Annotated in this window: 16 protein-coding genes; 15 read left to right on the top strand and 1 reads right to left on the bottom strand. The window is 64.7% G+C overall.

The window, feature by feature from the left end; all coding sequences use genetic code 11:
- The first annotated feature begins 175 nt into the window (after nt 1-175).
- From AAGA68_23995 to AAGA68_23985, 3 genes are read left to right on the top strand one after another with little or no spacing between them, the layout of a single operon-like run.
- Nucleotides 176-361, top strand: a complete 186-nt coding sequence (locus AAGA68_23995; GenBank protein MEM9388137.1) for a hypothetical protein — start codon at nt 176-178, stop codon at nt 359-361.
- 15 nt (nt 362-376) lie between these two features.
- Nucleotides 377-529, top strand: coding sequence for a hypothetical protein (locus tag AAGA68_23990; protein MEM9388136.1), 153 nt, complete (start codon nt 377-379; stop codon nt 527-529).
- Between the two features lie 5 nt (nt 530-534).
- Nucleotides 535-948 carry a hypothetical protein gene (locus AAGA68_23985; GenBank protein ID MEM9388135.1) on the top strand — a complete coding sequence of 138 codons (414 nt, stop codon included), beginning with the start codon at nt 535-537 and terminating at the stop codon, nt 946-948.
- On the opposite strand, the gene AAGA68_23980 is transcribed toward AAGA68_23985, so the two are convergent.
- Complete coding sequence (locus AAGA68_23980; protein MEM9388134.1) at nt 908-2188, bottom strand: winged helix-turn-helix domain-containing protein; 1281 nt, start codon at nt 2186-2188, stop codon at nt 908-910. The genes AAGA68_23985 and AAGA68_23980 overlap by 41 nt on opposite strands.
- A 116-nt stretch (nt 2189-2304) precedes the next feature.
- Between AAGA68_23980 and AAGA68_23975 the strand changes: the two genes are divergently transcribed.
- The 12 genes from AAGA68_23975 (at nt 2305) to AAGA68_23920 (ending at nt 19371) form a co-directional block, all read left to right on the top strand.
- Nucleotides 2305-3786 (top strand): S41 family peptidase, encoded by a 1482-nt coding sequence (locus AAGA68_23975; protein MEM9388133.1) that lies wholly within the window; start codon nt 2305-2307, stop codon nt 3784-3786.
- Nucleotides 3787-3823: 37 nt separating this feature from the next.
- On the top strand, nt 3824-4558 hold the full coding sequence (gene tsaA, locus AAGA68_23970; protein MEM9388132.1) for a tRNA (N6-threonylcarbamoyladenosine(37)-N6)-methyltransferase TrmO: 735 nt from the start codon (nt 3824-3826) through the stop codon (nt 4556-4558).
- 261 nt (nt 4559-4819) lie between these two features.
- The gene (locus AAGA68_23965; GenBank protein ID MEM9388131.1) at nt 4820-5173 is read left to right on the top strand and encodes a TerB family tellurite resistance protein; all 354 of its coding nucleotides are present in this window, start codon (nt 4820-4822) and stop codon (nt 5171-5173) included.
- Between the two features lie 233 nt (nt 5174-5406).
- Nucleotides 5407-7593, top strand: a complete 2187-nt coding sequence (locus AAGA68_23960) for a M3 family metallopeptidase (protein ID MEM9388130.1) — start codon at nt 5407-5409, stop codon at nt 7591-7593.
- Between the two features lie 77 nt (nt 7594-7670).
- Nucleotides 7671-8570, top strand: a complete 900-nt coding sequence (locus AAGA68_23955) for a hypothetical protein (GenBank protein MEM9388129.1) — start codon at nt 7671-7673, stop codon at nt 8568-8570.
- A 204-nt stretch (nt 8571-8774) separates the two neighbouring features.
- Nucleotides 8775-9728, top strand: a complete 954-nt coding sequence (glsA, locus tag AAGA68_23950; GenBank protein ID MEM9388128.1) for a glutaminase A — start codon at nt 8775-8777, stop codon at nt 9726-9728.
- A 127-nt stretch (nt 9729-9855) separates the two neighbouring features.
- Nucleotides 9856-11484, top strand: a complete 1629-nt coding sequence (locus AAGA68_23945) for a hypothetical protein (protein ID MEM9388127.1) — start codon at nt 9856-9858, stop codon at nt 11482-11484.
- Between the two features lie 46 nt (nt 11485-11530).
- Nucleotides 11531-12007, top strand: coding sequence for a hypothetical protein (locus AAGA68_23940; GenBank protein MEM9388126.1), 477 nt, complete (start codon nt 11531-11533; stop codon nt 12005-12007).
- The gene (locus AAGA68_23935) at nt 11997-12635 is read left to right on the top strand and encodes a hypothetical protein (protein ID MEM9388125.1); all 639 of its coding nucleotides are present in this window, start codon (nt 11997-11999) and stop codon (nt 12633-12635) included. Before AAGA68_23940 ends, AAGA68_23935 begins: the two co-directional genes overlap by 11 nt.
- Nucleotides 12636-12909: 274 nt before the next feature.
- A complete protein-coding gene (locus tag AAGA68_23930; protein MEM9388124.1) occupies nt 12910-14100 on the top strand; it encodes an efflux RND transporter periplasmic adaptor subunit in 1191 nt (396 codons plus the stop codon).
- Entirely contained in the window at nt 14100-17300 is a 3201-nt protein-coding gene (locus tag AAGA68_23925) for an efflux RND transporter permease subunit (protein ID MEM9388123.1), read from the top strand. The genes AAGA68_23930 and AAGA68_23925 overlap by 1 nt, the downstream gene beginning before the upstream one ends.
- Nucleotides 17301-18093: 793 nt before the next feature.
- Nucleotides 18094-19371, top strand: coding sequence for an alginate export family protein (locus AAGA68_23920; protein MEM9388122.1), 1278 nt, complete (start codon nt 18094-18096; stop codon nt 19369-19371).
- Nucleotides 19372-19455: the final 84 nt, after the last annotated feature.

The raw sequence follows: 19455 nt of genomic DNA, 5'->3' as shown, positions 1-19455 counted from the left end.
CGCAGCCAATGGCATCGCCATTGGCAAGCGATGCAACGCCGCGATGGCGCCCGTGCTACTCGCTGAGCGTCACCTCATTTACCAAGCGGCCCACTAGGCACGAGGCTGGGTCTCCCCGAGGTGGCTGGCTGGCGATAGCTTCGAGCTGAGCGCCGATAAGCGAGCGCGCATGTACATGAGTCGGCGCTTGGCGGCGACGGGCTGTGCCCCCCGCTTCACGCTCCCGCAGCTCAGCGGTGCACCGTTGGGACGCTTGTGGTCGGGTACGCTTGCCCTGAATCGGGTGGACCTCCCGCCTGGTGCGCCGCCCGTGCGCTACAGCGCCACCCGCGGTGCCCGCTTCGTGGAGTGGACGTTGTAGCCCGATGAGTCGGTGATGGTGGACCTGCGCTACTTTGCGGGCATGGAGTCTACGGTCACCCTGTCGACGCTGTTCAGCCCGTGCTTCGGTACCCTACTGCTCGGGGGCTTCGCCCTCCCCCAGGTAAGGGGGCCAGGTCGCGTCGTGTCCTTGCCGACGGTCGGGTAGAGAAGGTGCTGCCCGCGGATGAGCACGCGAGCGTGCCGCCGGACCGCATCATCGCCATGCTGAGCTCCACGCGCTTCTCCATCGACAGCTACAGCAACTTCGCCGACATCTACCCGAGTCAGGCCTACGTCAAGCCCGAGGGCGGCGGTGCGATGCTCGTCAACGTGGATCAGCAAACCTCGGCCCGTGCGGGGCTCGCGCGTCTTCGCAGTTCGTTTTCTGTGGCCGTTCTAGGCATCAGCGGCCGCCGGTTCGCACCTTTGGCGCGCCTTAGGTGGCGAATTCTTGCAGTTGATCGCCTGAGTGGGCTGTCGGTGAATTGGCGCTTCGCGCTGGGTCGCGAATCGAGCGTGAGCCACGTGCCCGCCTGTTGTGGGCCTACAGTTCCGGCGTTTGCACGGTGCCTGCTTCGCAGCTAGCTTGCTCGCCGAGTCGGGCGTTGAGATTGCGACACAGCTGAGCGGCTTGGGCGCGATCGCCGCCGGCCTCCAGCAGTCGCGCCAGATGGCGAGTCGCCTCCGGGTCTAGGGGGTACTTCTCCAGCACGCGCCGATACCAAAGCTCCGCTTCCTCCCGGTGACCGAGCGAATCCTGTAGCTTACCGACGGCAACCCCTACTGCGCCTTGCCACGGTCCGACGCGTTGGGGTGCTTCGGCATAGTCACGCTCCATGGCCTCGAAGGCCTCCCCGAAGGTGACTGCCGCGGCCGCCGGTTCGCCGCGGATCAGAGAGACCTCCCCAAGGTTGATCATGCTCTCCCAGGCGTTGGGGTCCTGCGTGATCGCCCGACGGTAGGTGGCGGCCGCACCGTCTAGGTCGCCCTGAATGGCGTAGGTCAGGCCGAGGGCCTTCAGCACATCGGCATCGTTGGGGCTCAGGCGTGCGGCTCGTTCGGCCATCGCGGTTGCGCGGCGCAGGGTCTCCTGCGCTCGAGGCGTCTCGTGTAGCCCACGCGCTAGAGCTTCCTGCAGGGTGGATGCCTGCGCATCGGGAGAGCGCGAGGTAGCTGGCCAACGGATGACGCGTTGCACGAGGGCATTGGCCAATCCCGCATGGGCCGGGCCGTAGGTGGCATCGGCCGCCAGCGCACGTTCGTAGAGCACGATGGCCGCTTCGTTGTCCGCACGGGTGAAGCGCATGTAGCGATCGTCCGCGCGTGCGGTCAAAAGCGAGGTTTGGGATGGTGAGATTGGCGTCGGCCGGCGTCCGTGCTCGCGCCACGCCTGGCCGCCGGCGATCACCAGTAGCGCCAGGCCGAGTCCAGCGATCACCGTGGCCAAGCGCCGGGCGCTTGGCCACGCCGTCCTGTAGGGGTTCGTGCTGGCAGGGGATGTGACCGGCGCGATCAGGCGGTAGCCACGTTTAGGTAGCGTATCGATGAATTTGGGGGCCTTGGCAGAGTCGCCCAGGGCCCGACGCAGCTTGGAGACGGTCCGTGCCACCGTGTCCTCGCCGACCACCGCCTGGCCCCAGAGGTCCTGCTCGATCTGCGTACGCGACACTACCTCGCCCGCCTGCTCGACGAGCAGTAGCAACAGTTCCATGACGCGAGGTTCCAGGGTGATAGGGGCGTCGCTACCGTCGCGACGCAGTTGGCCCAGGGTTGGCTCGACCTGCCAGTGGCCGAGGCGAAAGGGCACTCGGGCTGAGCGCTGCATCCTAGTGAACCCCCCCGGTCAGGTTTTCGGGAGGAAAAAAGGCGCCGTAGAACATGGTCTTGGCCAGGCCTTCGGGGAGAATCAGCCGCCTGTTCAACGCACCTGGAGGCCTCTGCATGCACTCTTCTATCGCTCGCGTCTCGTCCCTACTCATTGCCAGCATGTCCCTCCTGGGTGGGTTCTGTTGGGGGCAGAAGGCTGAGGAGGACGCCACCTGGCAACGGCGCCTCGACGCGCAGTCCCTGCGCGAGGACTTCGAGCGGTTGTATCACGGCTTGCGTGGCGCCCATGCGGACCTGTACGTGCATCGGACAAAGGCCGAGTACGATGCGCGCTACGCGCAGATTCGCGACAGCCTTACCGAGCCCAAAACCCTGTTCGATGCCCAAGTGTTGTTCCAGCAGTTCGCTGCCTATGGCAACGTGGCGCACGCGCGCATCGAGTTTCCGAGCGAAGCCTACCAGGCATTCCTCGACAAGGGCGGTCGTCAGTTTCCTCTCTACCTGCGGATCCACGAGGGACGGGCCTACGTGGGTGAGAATCTCTCTGGCGTCGAAGGTATTCGCCTCGGTGATGAGGTGATGGCCCTGAACGGGGCGCCGATTGCGCGCTGGCTGCAGCGCACGGCGACGCACGTCTCAGCAGACACTCCGTACATCGCTCACTCGTTCCTCGAGTTCACCTTTGCGCGCTACCTGTGGTTGGAGCTCGGCCAACAGCAGCAGTTCTTCCTCACCCTGCGCGCAAAGCCAGGTGAGTCCTACACGGTACGGGTGCCGGCGCGCACGCGGGAGGCTATGCGCCAGGCGAGCCGCGAGCAGCCCGAGCGTTTCGCCCTGCAGAGCAACGAGCGCACGGCGCGCATGCTCGGCGACGGCGTGGCCTATCTGCGCCCGGGCCCCTTCTACAACGCGGAGAATCCGAACGCGATGTGGGACAACGGCGCCTACCTGGCGTTCATCGACGGTGCCTTCGAGCAATTCCTCGCTGCTGACGCTGAGCGCCTCATCATCGACCTGCGCGACAACCCCGGCGGCGATAGCTCTTTCAGCGATCCCATGCTCGCCTGGATTGCCGATCGCCCCTTTCGCTTCTGCTCGGCGTTTCTGATTCGCTCGAGTGACGAAGCTGCGGCGTCCAACCAGGCTCGCCTCGATGCCAGCCCGGATGCCACCGCCGGCGTCTCCGCTAGGTTTGCCCGGGACTACGCCAAGACGCCGCGCGGTGAGCGCTTCGCCTTTGAGATTCCTTGGGCGAATCCGCGCGAGGGCGCGCGTTTCGAGGGTGAGGTTGTGGTGCTGATCAACCGCCATTCCTACTCCAACGCGGTCAATGTGGCGGCGACGGTGCAGGACTATGGCTTTGCCGTGATCGCCGGTGAGAAGACCTCCGACATGGCGACCACCTACGGGGCGATGGAGCAGTTCACTCTGCCGCATACGGGACTGACCGTGGGCTTTCCTAAGGCCCACATCATTCGCCCGTCGGGAGACACCCGTGTCGACGGTGTCACGCCGGACTGGGAGATTCCTACGCCCATCGCGCCCACGGCCAGCGACGTCGTGCTGGAGCAGCTGCTCTCGAGGATGCGGCGCTAGTCGCTCAGCGTCTCGCGGCCTCGATTATCATTGGGGGATGAACGCATCCACTCCAATCGAGTTCGCGCCCATCGGCGTCATTCACTCTCCATTCCGCGAGAGGTTCGGGGTGCCGCGTCAGGCCGGGCTCGCCCCGGCCGCCCACGCGCGCTTGGAGCTGCATCCACCGTACGATGAGGAGGCGACGGTGGCCGGGCTCGAGGCCTTCTCCCACCTCTGGCTGATCTTCCACTTTCACCAGAGCGCGGACCGGGGCTGGCGCCCGACCGTACGCCCGCCGCGCCTAGGAGGGAACGAGCGGGTTGGGGTGTTCGCCAGTCGCTCGCCGCTGCGACCGAACGCGGTGGGCCTGTCCGCCGTAGCGTTGCTCGGCATCGAACGCGAAGGCGGGCGCCTAGGTCTACGTATCGGTGGTATCGATCTCGTCGACGGCACGCCAGTGTTCGATATCAAGCCCTACCTGACCTATGCGGACAGCTTGCCCCAGGCCTTTTCGGGCTTCGCCGACGAGGCGCCGTCGGCCAAGTTCACGATACGCTTTCGCGAGGAGGCGAAGGCGGCCCTCGCCGCTCGGCGCGAATCCTTCCCTCAGCTGCAGCAGTTGATCGAGCAGGTCTTGCAGGCGGATCCTCGACCGGCCTATCGCGGGGCCGCGCCGCAGGCGCGCCGCTACGGCATGCGCCTGCTGGACTTCGATCTGCATTGGCGGGTCGAAGGGGAGGTCGTGGTGGTGGATGCGCTGGTGGAGGGAGATACTGCGCAGTCATCATAATCTATCGTTGCCTGGAGAATATGTAAGGCTAAGGTAAGTGTTGGTAGAGTGCGAGACCTACGGCTGGAGACCGCACCATGCACATTTTGATCGGACTGCTCAGTAGCCTTGTGACCATTCTCTGGTTGCTCGACCGCCTAGGGATCGATCTCGGTGGACTGAACCCCTGGGCTTGGCGCCGCCGCCGCAACTGGTGCAAGAAGTACACGGCCAGCCCCGTGTTCGCGATCGACAGTCCGATGCAAACCACCGCACTTACTCGTGGTCGCCACTGCGAAGACCGACGGCGAAGTGAGCGCGGAGGAGAAGCGGGCGATTCAGGCGATTCAGGCGATGTTCGAGTCCACCTTCCAACTCTCGCCGAAGGACGCGTCGGGCGTGTTTCTGGCCAGTACGCACCTGCTTGGCACTGGTGAGCAAGTGCGCGCGCAGCTCAAACGGGTGGTCGAACCCAGCCGCGAGAAGTTCACCGAGGAGCAGGCGCGCTCGGCCGTGGAGTTGCTTGAGCAGATCGCGGCCCTGGGTGGCGATGCGAGCGAGCTGCAGCGCGAGTTCGTCGGCGAAGCGGCAGCGCTGCTGGTGCAGGAGGCCCAGGCGCCCGGCGCATGGCAGTGAGGTGCGTCTAGGGGGCGAATCGCTACGGGTAGCGATGGCGCAGTCTGGTCCGCGCTGCGGCCCCGCTTCCTGCGTTAGCGCAGCGAAGGGCGCAACTTCGGCTATCCTTCCCCGCGTAGCGTTGTTCTGCAGCCTTTCGCTGGCAGGAGCAGCTGGCGGCTGGCCCCCCGAAGGCGCCTTCGTCCCGGCGTGCGCTAAAGCCAGGCCCGGAACGGCCGACTGAGATGCTTACCATGCGAATTCAACACCTTATGGGCAGCGCCAGCGTGCTGGCTATGTTCGCGATCACGGCGGCTTGCAGCCCGGGCGCGGACCACGCGCCGGCGCCCAGCGCTGCCGAGGGAGCCGATGCTATGACGGGCGAAGTCGCCGACAACCCCTTCTACACCCCCAGTCCGCTCTACCTGCTGTACCCGCCGTTCGATGCGATTCGTAACGAGCACTACATGCCGGCCTTCAAGCGCGGCATGGCGGAGCACCTGGAGGAGATCGCCGCCATTACCTCCCAGGAGGCGCCGGCCACCTTCGACAATACGATCGTGCCCCTAGAGCGTGCCGGGCAATTGCTCGATCGCGTGAGTACCGTGTTCTTCTCCCTCAATTCCGCGCACACCAATGACGGCATGCGGGAGATCGAAGAGCAGGTGGCGCCGCTGTTGTCCGAGCATTCGGATGAGATTCTCCTGAACGGCGAGCTCTTCGACCGCGTGCGCGCGGTGTACGCGCAGCGCGAGGCTGAGGATCTACCGCCCGAGGCGTTGCGCCTGGTGGAGGAAAGCTACCGCGACTTCGTGCGCGCGGGCGCGCCCCTCGACGACGGGCAGAAGGCGCGTCTACGCGAGATCAACACGCAGATCGCCGAGACCCAGACGGCCTTCCGCCAGAATGTCATGGAGGAGGTGAACGCGCTAGCCTTGGTGGTCGACAGTGCCGACGAACTCGCTGGCCTCACGGATGCCCAGGTGCAAGCGGCGGCCGGTGACGCGGCCAAGCGCGGCCTCGAGGGCAAGTACGTCATCCCGCTGCTGAATACGACGCAGCAGCCCACGGTGGCAGAACTTGACAATCGAGATCTGCGCGAGCGCATGACCAAGATTTCCATGTCGCGCGGCCATCGCGGAACTGAGTTTGACAACACCGAAGAGTTGGCCAAGGTGGCGCGACTTCGCGCCGAGCGCGCCCAGCTCCTTGGCTACGACTCGCACGCGGCCTACGTGCTCGATGATCAGACCGCCAAGACCGTCGAAGCCGTCAATCAGCGCCTCGCCCAGCTCATCGCGCCGGCCGTGGTGAACGCGCGTGCTGAGGCCGCGGACCTGCAGGCCATGATCGACGCGCAGGGCGGTGACTTCGAACTGTCCGCGTGGGACTGGGATTACTACGCTGATAAGGTGCGCGCCGAGCGCTACGCCTTCGACGCCTCCCAGCTGCGTCCCTACTTGGAGCTCGACAGCGTGCTTCGAAACGGCGTGTTCTTCGCCGCGGAGAAAGTCTTCGGCCTCACCTTCGAAGAGCGCACAGATCTTCCCGTCTACCACGAGACCGTACGCGTCTTCGAGGTGTTCGAAGAGGACGGTAACACCCTCGGCCTGTTCATCTTCGATCCCTACGCCCGCGCCAGCAAGCGCGGCGGCGCGTGGATGAACGCCTACGTTTCTCAAAGTCACATGCTCGGTACGCTCGCCGTCGTCGCCAATCACCTGAACGTGACGCGTCCGCCCGAGGATCAGCCGACGCTGCTCACCTTCGATGAGGTTGTCACCGCGTTCCACGAGTTCGGTCACGCCCTGCACGGCCTTTTCTCGAGCGTGACCTTCCCGAGCTTCTCCGGCACCGCCGTGCCGCGGGACTTCGTGGAGTACCCCTCACAGGTGAACGAGATGTGGGCCACCTGGCCCGAGGTGCTGAGCAATTACGCACGCCACTACGAGACCGGGGAGCCGATGCCCACCGAACTGCTGGATAAGGTGCTTGCGGCGTCGACCTTCAACCAAGGCTACGCGACCACCGAGTATCTGGCCGCCTCGCTCATCGATCAGGCCCTGCACCAACTCACCCCAGAGCAGGTACCCGCACCGCAAGACCTGATGGCTTTCGAAGCCAAGGCCCTGACGGATGCTGGCGCGGACTTCGAGCCCGTGCCCCCGCGGTATCGTTACCCGTACTTCTCCCACATCATCGGCGGGTACTCCGCTGGCTACTACTCCTACATTTGGGCCGAGGTGCTCGATGCGGACACGGTGGAGTGGTTCAAGGAGAACGGCGGCATGAACCGTGAGAACGGTGATCTTTTCCGCAAGGCGGTGCTCTCGCGCGGTGGGTCTAGGGAAGCGATGGCCCTGTTCCGCGATTTCCGCGGCCGCGATCCCGACACACAGCCGCTGCTCGAGCGCCGGGGCCTAGCCAGCAGCGGTCACTGATGACTTAAGTTGACCCGAGCGCCGCCTAGCGAGCTCGGGTGGTAAGGTAACGGAACTACTCCTCAAGGATGAGAGCTATGAGTACTCTGGGCAAGGCGATGATCTCCCAGCGCCGTGCGAACCTTGGTGCGCTCGCCCTCGGCGGCGCACTCGCCGTCGGGGTCGCGCCCGCCAACGCGATGGCGCTGGACGAGGTCGTGAGCCTGTCAGCTCGGGTCATCGGCATCGACTCGCGCACGGTGGCGTGCCGCAACGTGGATACGAGGCAAACGGTGAGCGGCTCCCTGCCCGACGTGGCCCTGGACGAGTCCTTCGACTGCGCGACGCTCGGCCTGGCCTTTGAGGCGGGGAACTTGGTTTTCCTTCAGGCAGAGGGCGTAGACTTCGGCAGCGATGCGCTGAATGGCGAAGCGACGGGCTTGCAAGACGGTGCCTTCGTCACGTGCACGAATCTCGCGACGGCGGCGGAGGCGACCGTGCGGGTCATCGACGGCGTCTGGGACTGTCAGAATGCAGGGCTCCCCCTGGAGCCGACCGATCCCGTGCTGGTGCGCATCCAGGGGCTCGTGGCGCAGGTCGATGATCCGCCGCCCGTGGATTCACTCACGCTTACCGTAGCGGGCATGGACACGCGTACGGTGGTGTGCCGCAACAACACGGACCCGCAGGTGATTACCGGGTCGTTGCCGGACGTCGTGATCGGCGAGACCCTAGACTGCCTGGCCCTTGGGCTCACCGTGAGCTCAGGCGATGAGGTGGCGATGCAGAGCAATGGCCGCAACTTCGGCGTCAACCTACGCGGTGACTTCACCGGCGTTGCTACGGGCATCGCGATCAGGTGTGAGAATCGAACTACGGCGGCTTCGATTTCCTTCGCTCTGCCCGCCGGCGCGACGAGCTTCGACTGTGTTGCCGAGGGTCTCGTGATCGACAACGCCGGCGACGTCACGGTGACCCTGCGGGGCAACGCGCCCTGAGGTATCCCGGGGTCCGCTCGGCGACGTGCGGACCCGCGGGCACGGCGAGGGCGCAGCCGTGCCACCCTGCTCGAGTGAGCCCTTTGGGCGGATCTCGCCGGGCCCAGCCGCGCCTGTGCCCGGGCGGCGCGCAGCCTAGGCCCTTCAGCGCTCGAGCCCCGCGTTCGGTGCTAGTCTCCCTGGCATGGTGCGTTAGGAACAGGCATGAATCCCGCGGCAGCTACGTCGATCACCCCCGAACTCCTCGCCAAAGCCCTCTCCTTGGGCCGCGCCGCCGCGCGCGACGGTCGCCCCGCCAGCTACATCCCCGAGCTAGCGTGCGCGGACCCTGCCGCAGTCGGCATCGCCACCTGTGATGCGAACGGCGAGGTGCTCACCGCCGGCGATGCGCACGTATCGTTTACGCTGCAGAGCGTGTCGAAGGTCTTCGCGTTGGCGTGCGTTCTACGTTCCCACGACGCGGAGCTTTGGCAGCACGTCTCGATGGAACCCAGCGGCGATGCCTTCCATTCCATTGTGCGCTTGGAGGAGGAGCATGGTCGCCCTCGCAACCCGCTCATCAACGCGGGCGCCATCGTGGTCAGCGATCGCCTGCACGGCGAGGATCCCCAGGGCCGTATCGCTGGCTTTCGCCAGTTCCTGTGCGCCGCCTCTGGCCAAGCGTGTACCGAGGAGCGTTTCGCCCTGAACGAACGCGTGTATCGCTCTGAGTGCCGCACGGGGTTCCGCAACCGAGCGTTGGCGAACTACATGCGCCACTTCGCGGTCGTCTCCGACCCGGAGACGGCCATCGACACCTACTTTCGCCAATGCTCCCTAGAGGTCACGGCCGCAGAGCTCGCGAGGGTGGGTTTATTGTTTGCGGCGGGTGGCACTGACCCGGCCACGGGGCGTCGACTGTTGGCTTGCTCGGCGAGCCGTAAGGTGGTGGCGCTGATGGCCACCTGCGGGCTCTACGATGAGGTCGGTCGCTTCGCCGTTGAGGTGGGATTGCCGGCCAAGAGCGGGGTGAGTGGGGCGATCCTCGCCATCGTGCCGGGGCGCTACAGCATCGCCTGTTACGGCCCGGCCCTGGGCGAGCGCGGGAACAGTCTGGCAGGCATGGCGATGTTAAAGGCCTTGTCAGGCGATTTGGGTCTGTCGGTGTTTGGAGAGTGACCGAATCGATCCGCACTACCTCGCGCCTTAGGGATGCGCTGGTTGGTTCGGTGCAGCCAGGCCCAGCGCGATCTGATTTGCCAAAGGGCTTCGGTGGAAGGGCGCAACGCCAGGCCGGGGAGGCCGAGTGAATCGGCTGCTCGCACTCGTGCGTGCCGGGCTCGACTACCTCTCGGGCCGCGCTGGGCGGCTTCGCGAGTACCGGGCGAATTGGGCAAGACCTCGCACGGAGCGCTACCGTGACTTCGAGGCCATCGCGGCCTACCATCGCCTTACGGTCGACGCGTCGGCAGGCGTGGACGACAAGACCTGGCACGACCTCGACATGGACGCGCTCTTCTCTCGGATGGAGAACAGCGTGACCCCGATCGGTCGCCAGTACCTCTACAAGCGACTTCGTACGACGAGCATCGACGTGGACACGTTGGACCATCAGCATCGCGCCGCGCTGGCCCTGCTTGATGATGAGGGCCTGCGCGAGGACGTGCAGTACCATCTCCTAGCCCTGACGCGCCCAACTGCCGACTCGGTAACGACGCTACTGTTCGATCGCCAGCCCACCCCGTCGGTAGCAAGGCCGCTCGTCTTTACGCTGTCTGCACTCTCGCTCGCTACCCTGGCGCTGACGGTCGCGCAGCCGGCGCTGTTCCCCCTGCTCCTAACGCTGCTGACCCTCAACTTCCTGATCACCGAGAAGTACTCCCACGGCCTTTACGCCTATTCGCAGGGACTTTCCAACCTAGTTACTCTGTTGAGTGTGGGTTTGCGCATAGGGTGCATCCGCCAGGCCGATGAGCTCGCGCCAGCGCAAGCCCTGCGCTCGCAGCGCGCGACGATCCGAAGGCTGCGCGGTAAGTTCCGCCTCCTGGCCTTCGTGCGGGCGGGTACCAACAGTCTCGTCAACACCCTGTCGTTCTACCTGAACCTGCTGTGCCTGCTCGATCTCGTGGTGTTCTTAGGATCGATCCGCAACCTAACTCGACACCGAGACGCGCTCGTCGTGGTGTTCGAGCATGTGGCCTCACTCGATGCCGCGCTTTCGGTCGCCTCCTACCTGCAGAGCGTCGGCACCTACTGCCGCCCTCAGTTCACCACCGACGCGACGCTCGAGTTGCAGGATGCCCACCACCCGCTGATCGACGATCCGAAGGTGAACAGCCTTCGCCTGCACCGCGAGTCCATGCTGATCACGGGCACGAACATGGCGGGCAAGACGACCTTCATCAAAACCGTCGGCCTCAACGTGCTCTTGGGTCAGACGATCGGGATTTGCCACGCGAGCGCGGCCCGCTTCGAGCGCCATTCCGTGCACGCATCCATCCGCCGCCAGGACTCGCTCGCCCAGGGCAAGAGCTACTACCGGGCCGAGATCGAAGAGATACTCGCGTTCCTCACGCGGCCTGACTCGCGGCCACGGCCGCTGTTGCTCATCGACGAGATCTTTCGGGGCACCAATACGATCGAGCGAATCGCCGCCTCCGCCACCGTGCTCAATGCCCTCGTCGCAACGAACACGGTGCTCGTGACGTCTCACGACGTAGAGCTGCAGTCGCTGCTGAGGGACTACCGCTTGTGCCACTTTCGCGAGAATCCCGATCTGGAGCAGATGTTCGACTATCAGCTGCGAGAAGGGCCTTGCGATACGCGCAACGCCATCAAGCTGCTGGGGTTGCTAGGCTACCCTGCCGAGATCGTGGATTCGGCCGACGCGCTTGCGCGTGATCTGGATGCGCGCAAGCTCGGTGGGGGCGAGTGAATGCTCGTGGCGTTTGCTTGGGGGCAGGGCCCAGGGAGAGCGACTAGTGAGAGGACTGAGCGTTTGGTACCTGCTGGCCGTTGCTTCGGCCGCCTCGGCTAGCGAGGTGTCCTGTTTGCGCGGGGTCTATCAGGCCAATGAGGCGCGCACGGCAGCCTATCTGGGTGGGCTGGTGCAGGGAGGTGTGTATCTGCCCGGCGTTTATGAACAGCTGCGGAGCACGTGGCAGCAGTACGGCCTTACCATCCACTGGTGGCGGTGCGATCGTCTTGCCTTCGGCTTCTCGAAGGTGCCTATGCCGGAGGGCGCCAAGGCCTCGGAGCTATCCTACAACCTCGTTGCGCCTGTTGCCCATGATGCTGAGGTCTACAGCTATCGGCTAGAGGAGGTCGGTGAGGTGCAGGCGATCCACTTCGAGGGAGAGTGCTACTACGTGCCGATGCAGGCCGGCGTTCGAGAGTACTTTTGCCCGCTCGACGCGCTGCCCGACACGTGGTCGGTCGAGATAGACGATGAAGACTAGTCGGTGTGCTAGGTACATGTCGCTTAGGCAGCTGGTGACCGTTGCCTTCGTCTCAGCCCTGCTGCTCGCGGCGAACGTCCGTGCTGCAGACGTTTATCCCGAGCAGGCCGCTGAGCGTACTGCGCAGGCGGAAGCGGCGATGATCCGGCGTCTGTCCCGCACGCACTTGAAGCAGCGCTGGCGACCGGATCGACCCAAACGGCCCAGCACCTTGAGACGCGTGCGCGAGGAGAACATCAGCGACCAGGAGGTGCGCGAAATCAGGGCGGTGATGCTGCAGTACTATCCGGGCACCATCGTGAACATCGGCGCCGTGACCGAGGGCTGCCACTGCGCGGACGGCCCCGCCTGCAACAATCAGGTGTGGGTGGTGGCGGACCGTGATCAGGTGTCGAACGGCCTGCGTCTGTCACGCATTGGGGGCGCGTGGATGATCGGTCCTGTGCAGGAGTGGTGGTTGGAGTACGAGGCGTACCAGCGGCGTCTTCTCGAGGCGCGCAAGATCCCTGACCGTGAGGAGCGCGGGCGACGCTACCAAGCGCTGACGGAAGAGCAGACGCAGCTGCTCATGTGGGCGCCCCAGTGCGATGACCCGCGCCAGGCGCAACGTGACTCTTGGCGTTACTGAGCCTTGACGAGCGCGTGCTGGGTGCGTGGCATCGGAAGCGCCGTCTACGCCGGTGAACGGTTCGGATCGCATACGCCCTTGCGCGGGGAGACCCGGCGACCCGGCAATCCATCGACACGGCGGCTACACGCGACCCTTTCGCTAGGCAACGCGTCCTAGTCTTTTCACCCCATCCCCACAACCCCAACGATTGACCTCAGAGCGCTCTAGCGCTGGAGGCCAGTCCCCATCGAGCGCACAATAGCGCCCACGATCTCAACCTAACGGGTGCCGCGTGCCGTACTGGCTGCAACGATTCCTTGCCTTCGGATTGATCTTCGGCATCATCGCCGGCGCCGTCGTCGGGGCCGGGGCGATGCGTGCCATGCGACCCGAGGTGGAGCAGAAGCCTCGTGAGGAGGCCGCGCCCCTCGTCAACATCCTCGATCTGCGGCCAACCTCTGCAGCCTTCGGCGTCGTCAGTCAGGGCGTAGCCCAGCCCGTCACCGAGACGCGCCTCAGCGCAGAGGTGGCCGGAACGGTAGTGGGCGTGGCGGACAGCTTCGTCGCCGGTGCCGCTTTCCGCGCCGGTGAGACGCTCATGCGTATCGATCCCACCAACTACGAGGTGGCAGTGGCTCGGACCGCAGCGGCGGTAAGCCAGCGCCAGGTCGAGTACGACGCGGCCAAGAAGCTGCGCGAGCAGGGCTATCGGGCGGAAGCGGAGCTGCTCTCGGCGAAGGCAGCCCTCGAATCGGCCAAGGCTGACCTGGTGCGCGCGGAACGCGACCTGGAGCGCACGTCCGTCCGGGTGCCCTACGACGGCATCGTGCGTGAGCGAACGGCGCAGCTCGGTGACTACGTGGCGCCGGGGTCAGCGCTCGGCACTACCTTCGCCACTGATCGCTTCGAGGTGCGCCTGCCCTTGCCCGATCGGGAGCTAGCTTTCGTGGAGCTGCCGCGCGTCGCCGGTGACACTCCGCCGCCTGGCGCCACCCTGACTGGGCAGTATCGCGGTCAGGCGGCCTCCTGGAGCGCGCGCGTGGTGCGCACGGAGGGCGTGGTGGACGAACGCACGCGCATGGTGTTCGCGGTGGCAGAGGTTACCGATCCCTACCTGCGTGATGCGGATACGGGCGCGGCGACCCCTCTGCCGGCGGGCACCTTCGTCGAGGCGGCCGTCGAAGGCATCGTGGTCGACGGCGTGGTCAAGATCCCGCGCACGCTGATCCGCGGTAACGACCAGGTGATCTTCGTTGATGCGGACAACAAGCTGCGCCTGCGCAACCTAGAGATCCTGCGTACGGACAGCGAGTATGCGTACGTACTCGCCGATCAGTTGCAGGAGAATCGCGTGCTGCTGACCACCCTGGAAGCGCCGTTGAACGGCATGCTGGTGCGCCCGAACGAGGACGTGCCTCCCGCGCCGGACGAAAACGCGTTCACGGGGCAGCCGGCGGCTCGCGTCATTGACGGAGATCGCTGATGGCGAGTAATGATCCCCAACGCGGCCTGATCGCTTGGTTTGCGAACAACCCTGTCGCAGCCAACCTGCTGATGGCGATCATCCTGTTCTCGGGAATCCTGGTCGCCCAATCGATCCGTAAGCAGACCACGCCGGAGTTCGAACTCGACCTACTCACGGTGACTGTGCCATACCCGGGGGCGGCGCCGCAGGAAGTGGAGGAGGGCATCCTCACCCGCATTGAAGATGCGCTCGCCAACCTGCCCGGCATCGACAACGTGGAGAGTACGGCGCGCGAAGGCTCCGGCGTCGTGCAGATTCAGCTGGAGCCCGACGCGGATCTGGATTCGGTACAGAATCAGGTCAAGACCCGAGTCGACGCCATTCCGACCTTGCCGGAGCTGGCGGAGAAGCCGGTCATCGAGCGCGTGGAAGTGCCCGTGCCGGTGATCTTCATCTCCATCTACGGCGATATGGACGACTACGCGCGCAAGGAGATCGCCGCCGACGTGCGGGACGGCCTGCTGGCCCTGCCGGGAATCAACGACGTGCAGCTGCTCGGCGACCGCGACTACGAGATCAGCATCGAAGTCTCACGCGCCACCCTCGAGCGCTACCAGCTGACGATGACGGAGATCGCGGCGGCCGTACGGGCGAATGCCAGTGATATCCCTGGCGGCACCATCGAGACGGACCGCGGCGACATCCTCTTGCGCACGCAAGGGCAGGTCTACACGGGCCAGGAGTTCGCGCAGATTGCTGTGCGTACCTACGAGGACGGCTCGCGCCTTCTGCTCTCAGACATCGCCACCATCGACGACGGCTTCGTCGAGGGCGATGACTTCGGCCTCTTCAATCGCGAAGCGGTGGCGACCATGCGCGTGCTGGCGGGCGGCCAGCAGAACGAGTTGCGCACGGCCGCGGTGGTCAAGGAGTTCGTGACCGAGTTCACCAAGACCTTGCCGGATACGGTGAAGGTCACCACCTGGGTCGATCGCGCCAACTACCTCCAGCAGCGCTTGGACATGATGCTGAAGAACATGTGGCAGGGGGCAGCGCTCGTCTTCATCGTGCTCAGCCTGTTTCTGCGCCTGAAGTTTGCCATGTGGGTGATCATCGGCATCCCGGTGACCTTCCTTGGCGCCTTGGCCTTTATGCCGTACAACCCTTGGCCCGTTACTATCAACGTCATTAGCCTGTTCGGATTCATTCTCGTGCTCGGGATCGTGGTGGATGACGCGATCATCATCGGGGAGAGCATCTACACAAAGACGCGGGCGGATGGACACACGGTCGACAACGTCGTCGCCGGCGCAAATCGCGTGGCCGTTGCGGCCACCTTCGGCGTGCTAACCACCATCGCGGCCTTCGCGCCCATGCTGTTCGTGGGCGGGCTGGCCGGCTCATTCCTCGAAGCGGTAGCGGTGGTGGTGACCCTGTGCCTGCTGTTCTCCCTTGTCGAGTCGAAGCTGATCCTACCGGCCCACCTCGCGCACACCAAGATCGAGCCGATCGATGAGGATGTAATCTTCGCGCCCTTCAGCACCTCACGGAATCCGCTGAAGTGGATCAGCAAGGCCTTTCAGCGCATGCAGCGCTATACCCAGCACGGTCTGCATTGGGTGATAGACAGGGTTTACGACCCCCTGCTGCGGCGGGCGATCAAGGCCCGTGGCGTCACCTTCTCCATCTTCATCGCTATGATCATTCTCGCCAGCGGCCTGTTCGCCGGGGGCTTCCTGCGCTTTGTCATCTTCCCGGAGCTCCCCGGCGACTACCTCTTCGCCAGCGTGAGCATGCAGACGGGCACGCCGAGCCAGGACCGCAACGCAGCTCTCATGCACCTGCAGAAATCGGCCTATCAGGTGCGGGACAGCTACCTCAGCGACACGCCGGGCGGAAAGGACCCGCTGCAGCACGTGGCGACCTTCACGGAGACGTCCACGCGGGGCAGCGTGATCGTGGAGATGCCGCCCGTTGAGACGCAGACCATGAACGGCGACGAGCTCGCTGCGCGCTGGCGCGAGGAGGCGGGCGACATCCCCGGCGTGCGCTCCCTGCAGTTCACGAACGGCAACGTCATCGGTGGCGGTCCGCCCCTCAGCTTCAAACTCGCCGGGGATAACATCGACTTGATCGAGGCCGCCGCCGCGGAGCTTACGGACGCCCTGCGCAACTACGCTGGCGTCTTCGACATCCGCAACTCCGCGAGCGCCGCCGGCAACGAGATGGAGCTGGCCGTGAAGCCAGGCGCAGAGGCCCTTGGCATCACGCTCAATGTGCTCGGCACGCAGGTGCGCCAGGCCTTCTACGGCGAGGAAGTGCAGCGCATCCAGCGCGGCAAGGACGAGCTCAAGGTGATGCTGCGCTACCCGCAGGCGGATCGTCGGTCCATCGACGATCTCGAGTCGATGCTGGTGGCGACGCCGACCGGTGATCGCGTGCCCTTTCCCGAAGTTGCCGAAGTGCGCTACGGCAACGCTTACGCGTCGATCACGCGCCAGGACGGCCGCCGAACGGTCACCGTGTCGGCGGATATCGATACGGTGGTGGCGCAACCGAGGCAGGTGATCGAAGACGTTGGCAAGAACGTGATTCCTGATATCCTTGCGCGCTATCCGGGCGTCGAGTACGCGCTCGAGGGTGCCAGCCTCGAGGAGCAGGAGTTTCTCGGCAACCTGATCTACGCGTCCATCGCCGCGATGTTCCTGATATACGCGCTCATCGCCATCCCGCTCAAGTCCTACGTGCAGCCGTTCATCATCATGGCTGTGATCCCCTTCGGCTTTATCGGCGCCATCATAGGCCATCTTGTCCTGGGGATGGAGATCAGCATGTTCTCCCTATTCGGACTGATCGCCTTGGCCGGTGTGGTGGTCAACGATAGCCTGATCATGATCGACTTCGTGAACAAGGCGCGAGCGGAAGGCGTGCCTCTGTACGACGCCGTGGTCGATTCCGGAAAGGCGCGCTTCCGCGCCATCATTCTCACCTCGATCACCACCGCTATCGGTTTGGTGCCGATCATGCTGGAGACCAACGCCCAGGCCCAGTTCGTGATCCCGATGGCGGTGAGCATGAGCTTTGGGATTCTCTTTGCCACTATGATCACGCTCATTCTGGTGCCCACCCTGTACCTGCTGCAGGAGGACTTCCTGCGTACGACAGGGAACACCTGGCGGTGGTTGATCGGGCGCTCGCCGCGGCACCAGTCTGCCTAGTGGGCCGCTTGGTAAATAAGGCAGCGCTCATTCTGCGTAGGGGCAGCGTCAGCAAGGCGCGTCGCGCAGCCAATGGCCATCGCCATTGACAAGCGATGCAACGCCGCGGACGCTGCCCCTGGGCGGACCCGAAGGGCGAGGAGCACGGGCGCCATCGCGGTGTTGGTCAAATGCAGCCATAGCTCGGCTATGGCTGCACTCGACCGCCTGCCCTGGCGCCCGTGCTACTCGCTGAGCGTCACCTTGTTTACCAAGCGGCCCACTCGTGCCGCCCTCCCCAGGATCACGGTCATCCGCACGATGGTGAGCGCGGATCGTCCCACTGCGTGTCTTGGTGGAGATGGTGGGTCCTCACGCGCCGCAGATCCACCGCTCGACCGGCCTCATCGACCGTGCCTGCGCCCTCGGGAGCGAGGCGCATGGCGCTAGCATCAAAGGGCGCGCCGTGCAGGGCGAGATGGGTTTGCGCGGATTCTAGCGTGCGTTGATGAGTGGGCTTGGTAGACGCGCCTTGGCCCGTCCTCTATGGACGGCTGCGAAGGCGCAGGCTCCGTGCGCCGCCGATCATCAGGGTCACAGCGGTTCGAGCCACGCCGGTCCTCCGGTGAACCCCTTAGAGCAGCGCGTTAACACCCTGTGATGTGCGTTTACGACGAAGGGGCACGCGTCCCAAGTTCTAACAGCCAAGCGTGAAGCCTCCCTGCTCAACCTGAAGAATGCGCTCTGGGCAGCGGTGCGCACCTGCAATCCAAGTCGATACTTGAGGCCAATACGATGGATAGCAGGTTATGCAATGCAGCGCTCGGTGGGGTGTCGACGCCTCGTCGCGCCGGCGATAGTGCTCGGTGCAGGGATTATCAGCAGCGCTCCCGGTTGGAGCCAGTCGGCGCTCGATGAGTGGATCACTCAGGGCAAGACCTCCCTGGTGCTGAACCATCGCTTCGAGTTTGTCGACGACCAGGCCAATGATCTCGACAGCGCCAGTGCCTCCACCCTGCGAGCCTTCCTTGGCTACGCCACCGCAGAGCGTGCTGGCTTTTCCGTTCACGTGGGCCTCGAGGGCGTGCTGCACGTTGGGCTCAACGATTTCAACGTGCCGGGGGAGGCATCGGAAGGCTTCGACGTGGTGGCCGACCCGCAGGGTATTGAGTTCGACGAAGCCTATCTCTCTTACAAGGGGTTACCCGATACCTCCTTGAAGGTCGGTCGCCAGTACGTGAGCTTCCGCACGGCGCCGTCGCATCGATTCGTGGGCACCGTGCCCTGGCGTCAGAACTGGCAGTCGATGGACGCCGTTCGCCTCGTAAACAGATCCGTTGCCGACCTCACCCTGGACTATGTGTACGTGCATAACGTCAACCGCATCTTCGGCGAGAACAACGACAACGAGGCACTGGCGAACTCGCCCATGAACAGCCACCTGCTGAACGTCAAGTACGGCGGTCTTCGCGTCGGCGAGATCGAGGGCTTCTACTACCGCCTCGACTACGACAACGATACGCTGCCCGCCCCCTTCACGGATCGCGCCACGCTGGGGCTGAAGTTCCAAGGCGACGCGCAGCTGTCAGAGCGCCTCAAGTTCCTCTACCTGGCGGAGATCTCGCAGCAGTCCGCCATCGGGGACAACCCATCCGCCTTCGATTCTGCCGACCAGTACCGGGTCGAAGCGGGCCTGAATTTCGGCTTCGGCCTTACCGCAAAGGTGGCCTACGAGGTGTTGGAAAGCAGCAACGGTGCGTCCTTCTCCACGCCGTTGGCCACCGTGCATGCCTTCCAGGGCTGGGCAGATCGCCTCATAGGTTTCCCAGGTGGGGGGGTGGAAGATCTGTACGTAGTGGGGATGTCGACCCTACCGGGTAGCATCAAGATGATGACGACCTTCCACAACTACCAGTCCGCCGCCGACGGCATCGAGTACGGCTCGGAGTTCAACATCCAGTTCACCAAAAAGATCCGACGCTTTACGCTGCAGCTAAAGCACGCCAGCTACTTCGGTGACGAGGAACCCTCGGCAGGCGCGTTGGCCTTCGACAAGACCATCACTTGGTTCACCACGCGCTGGGCCCTGTAGCCCGTCTGGTCATGGGGCTCGACTTGGTGTCGTGAGCGCCGCGTAGCACCCTCGCTGGCACTGGCGTCACCGCCCTGCCTTAGT

It is taken from the genome of Pseudomonadota bacterium (assembly GCA_039193195.1).
Classification (GTDB): domain Bacteria; phylum Pseudomonadota; class Gammaproteobacteria; order Steroidobacterales; family JBCBZW01; genus JBCBZW01.
This window is presented reverse-complemented; position numbering and strand designations above follow the sequence as displayed.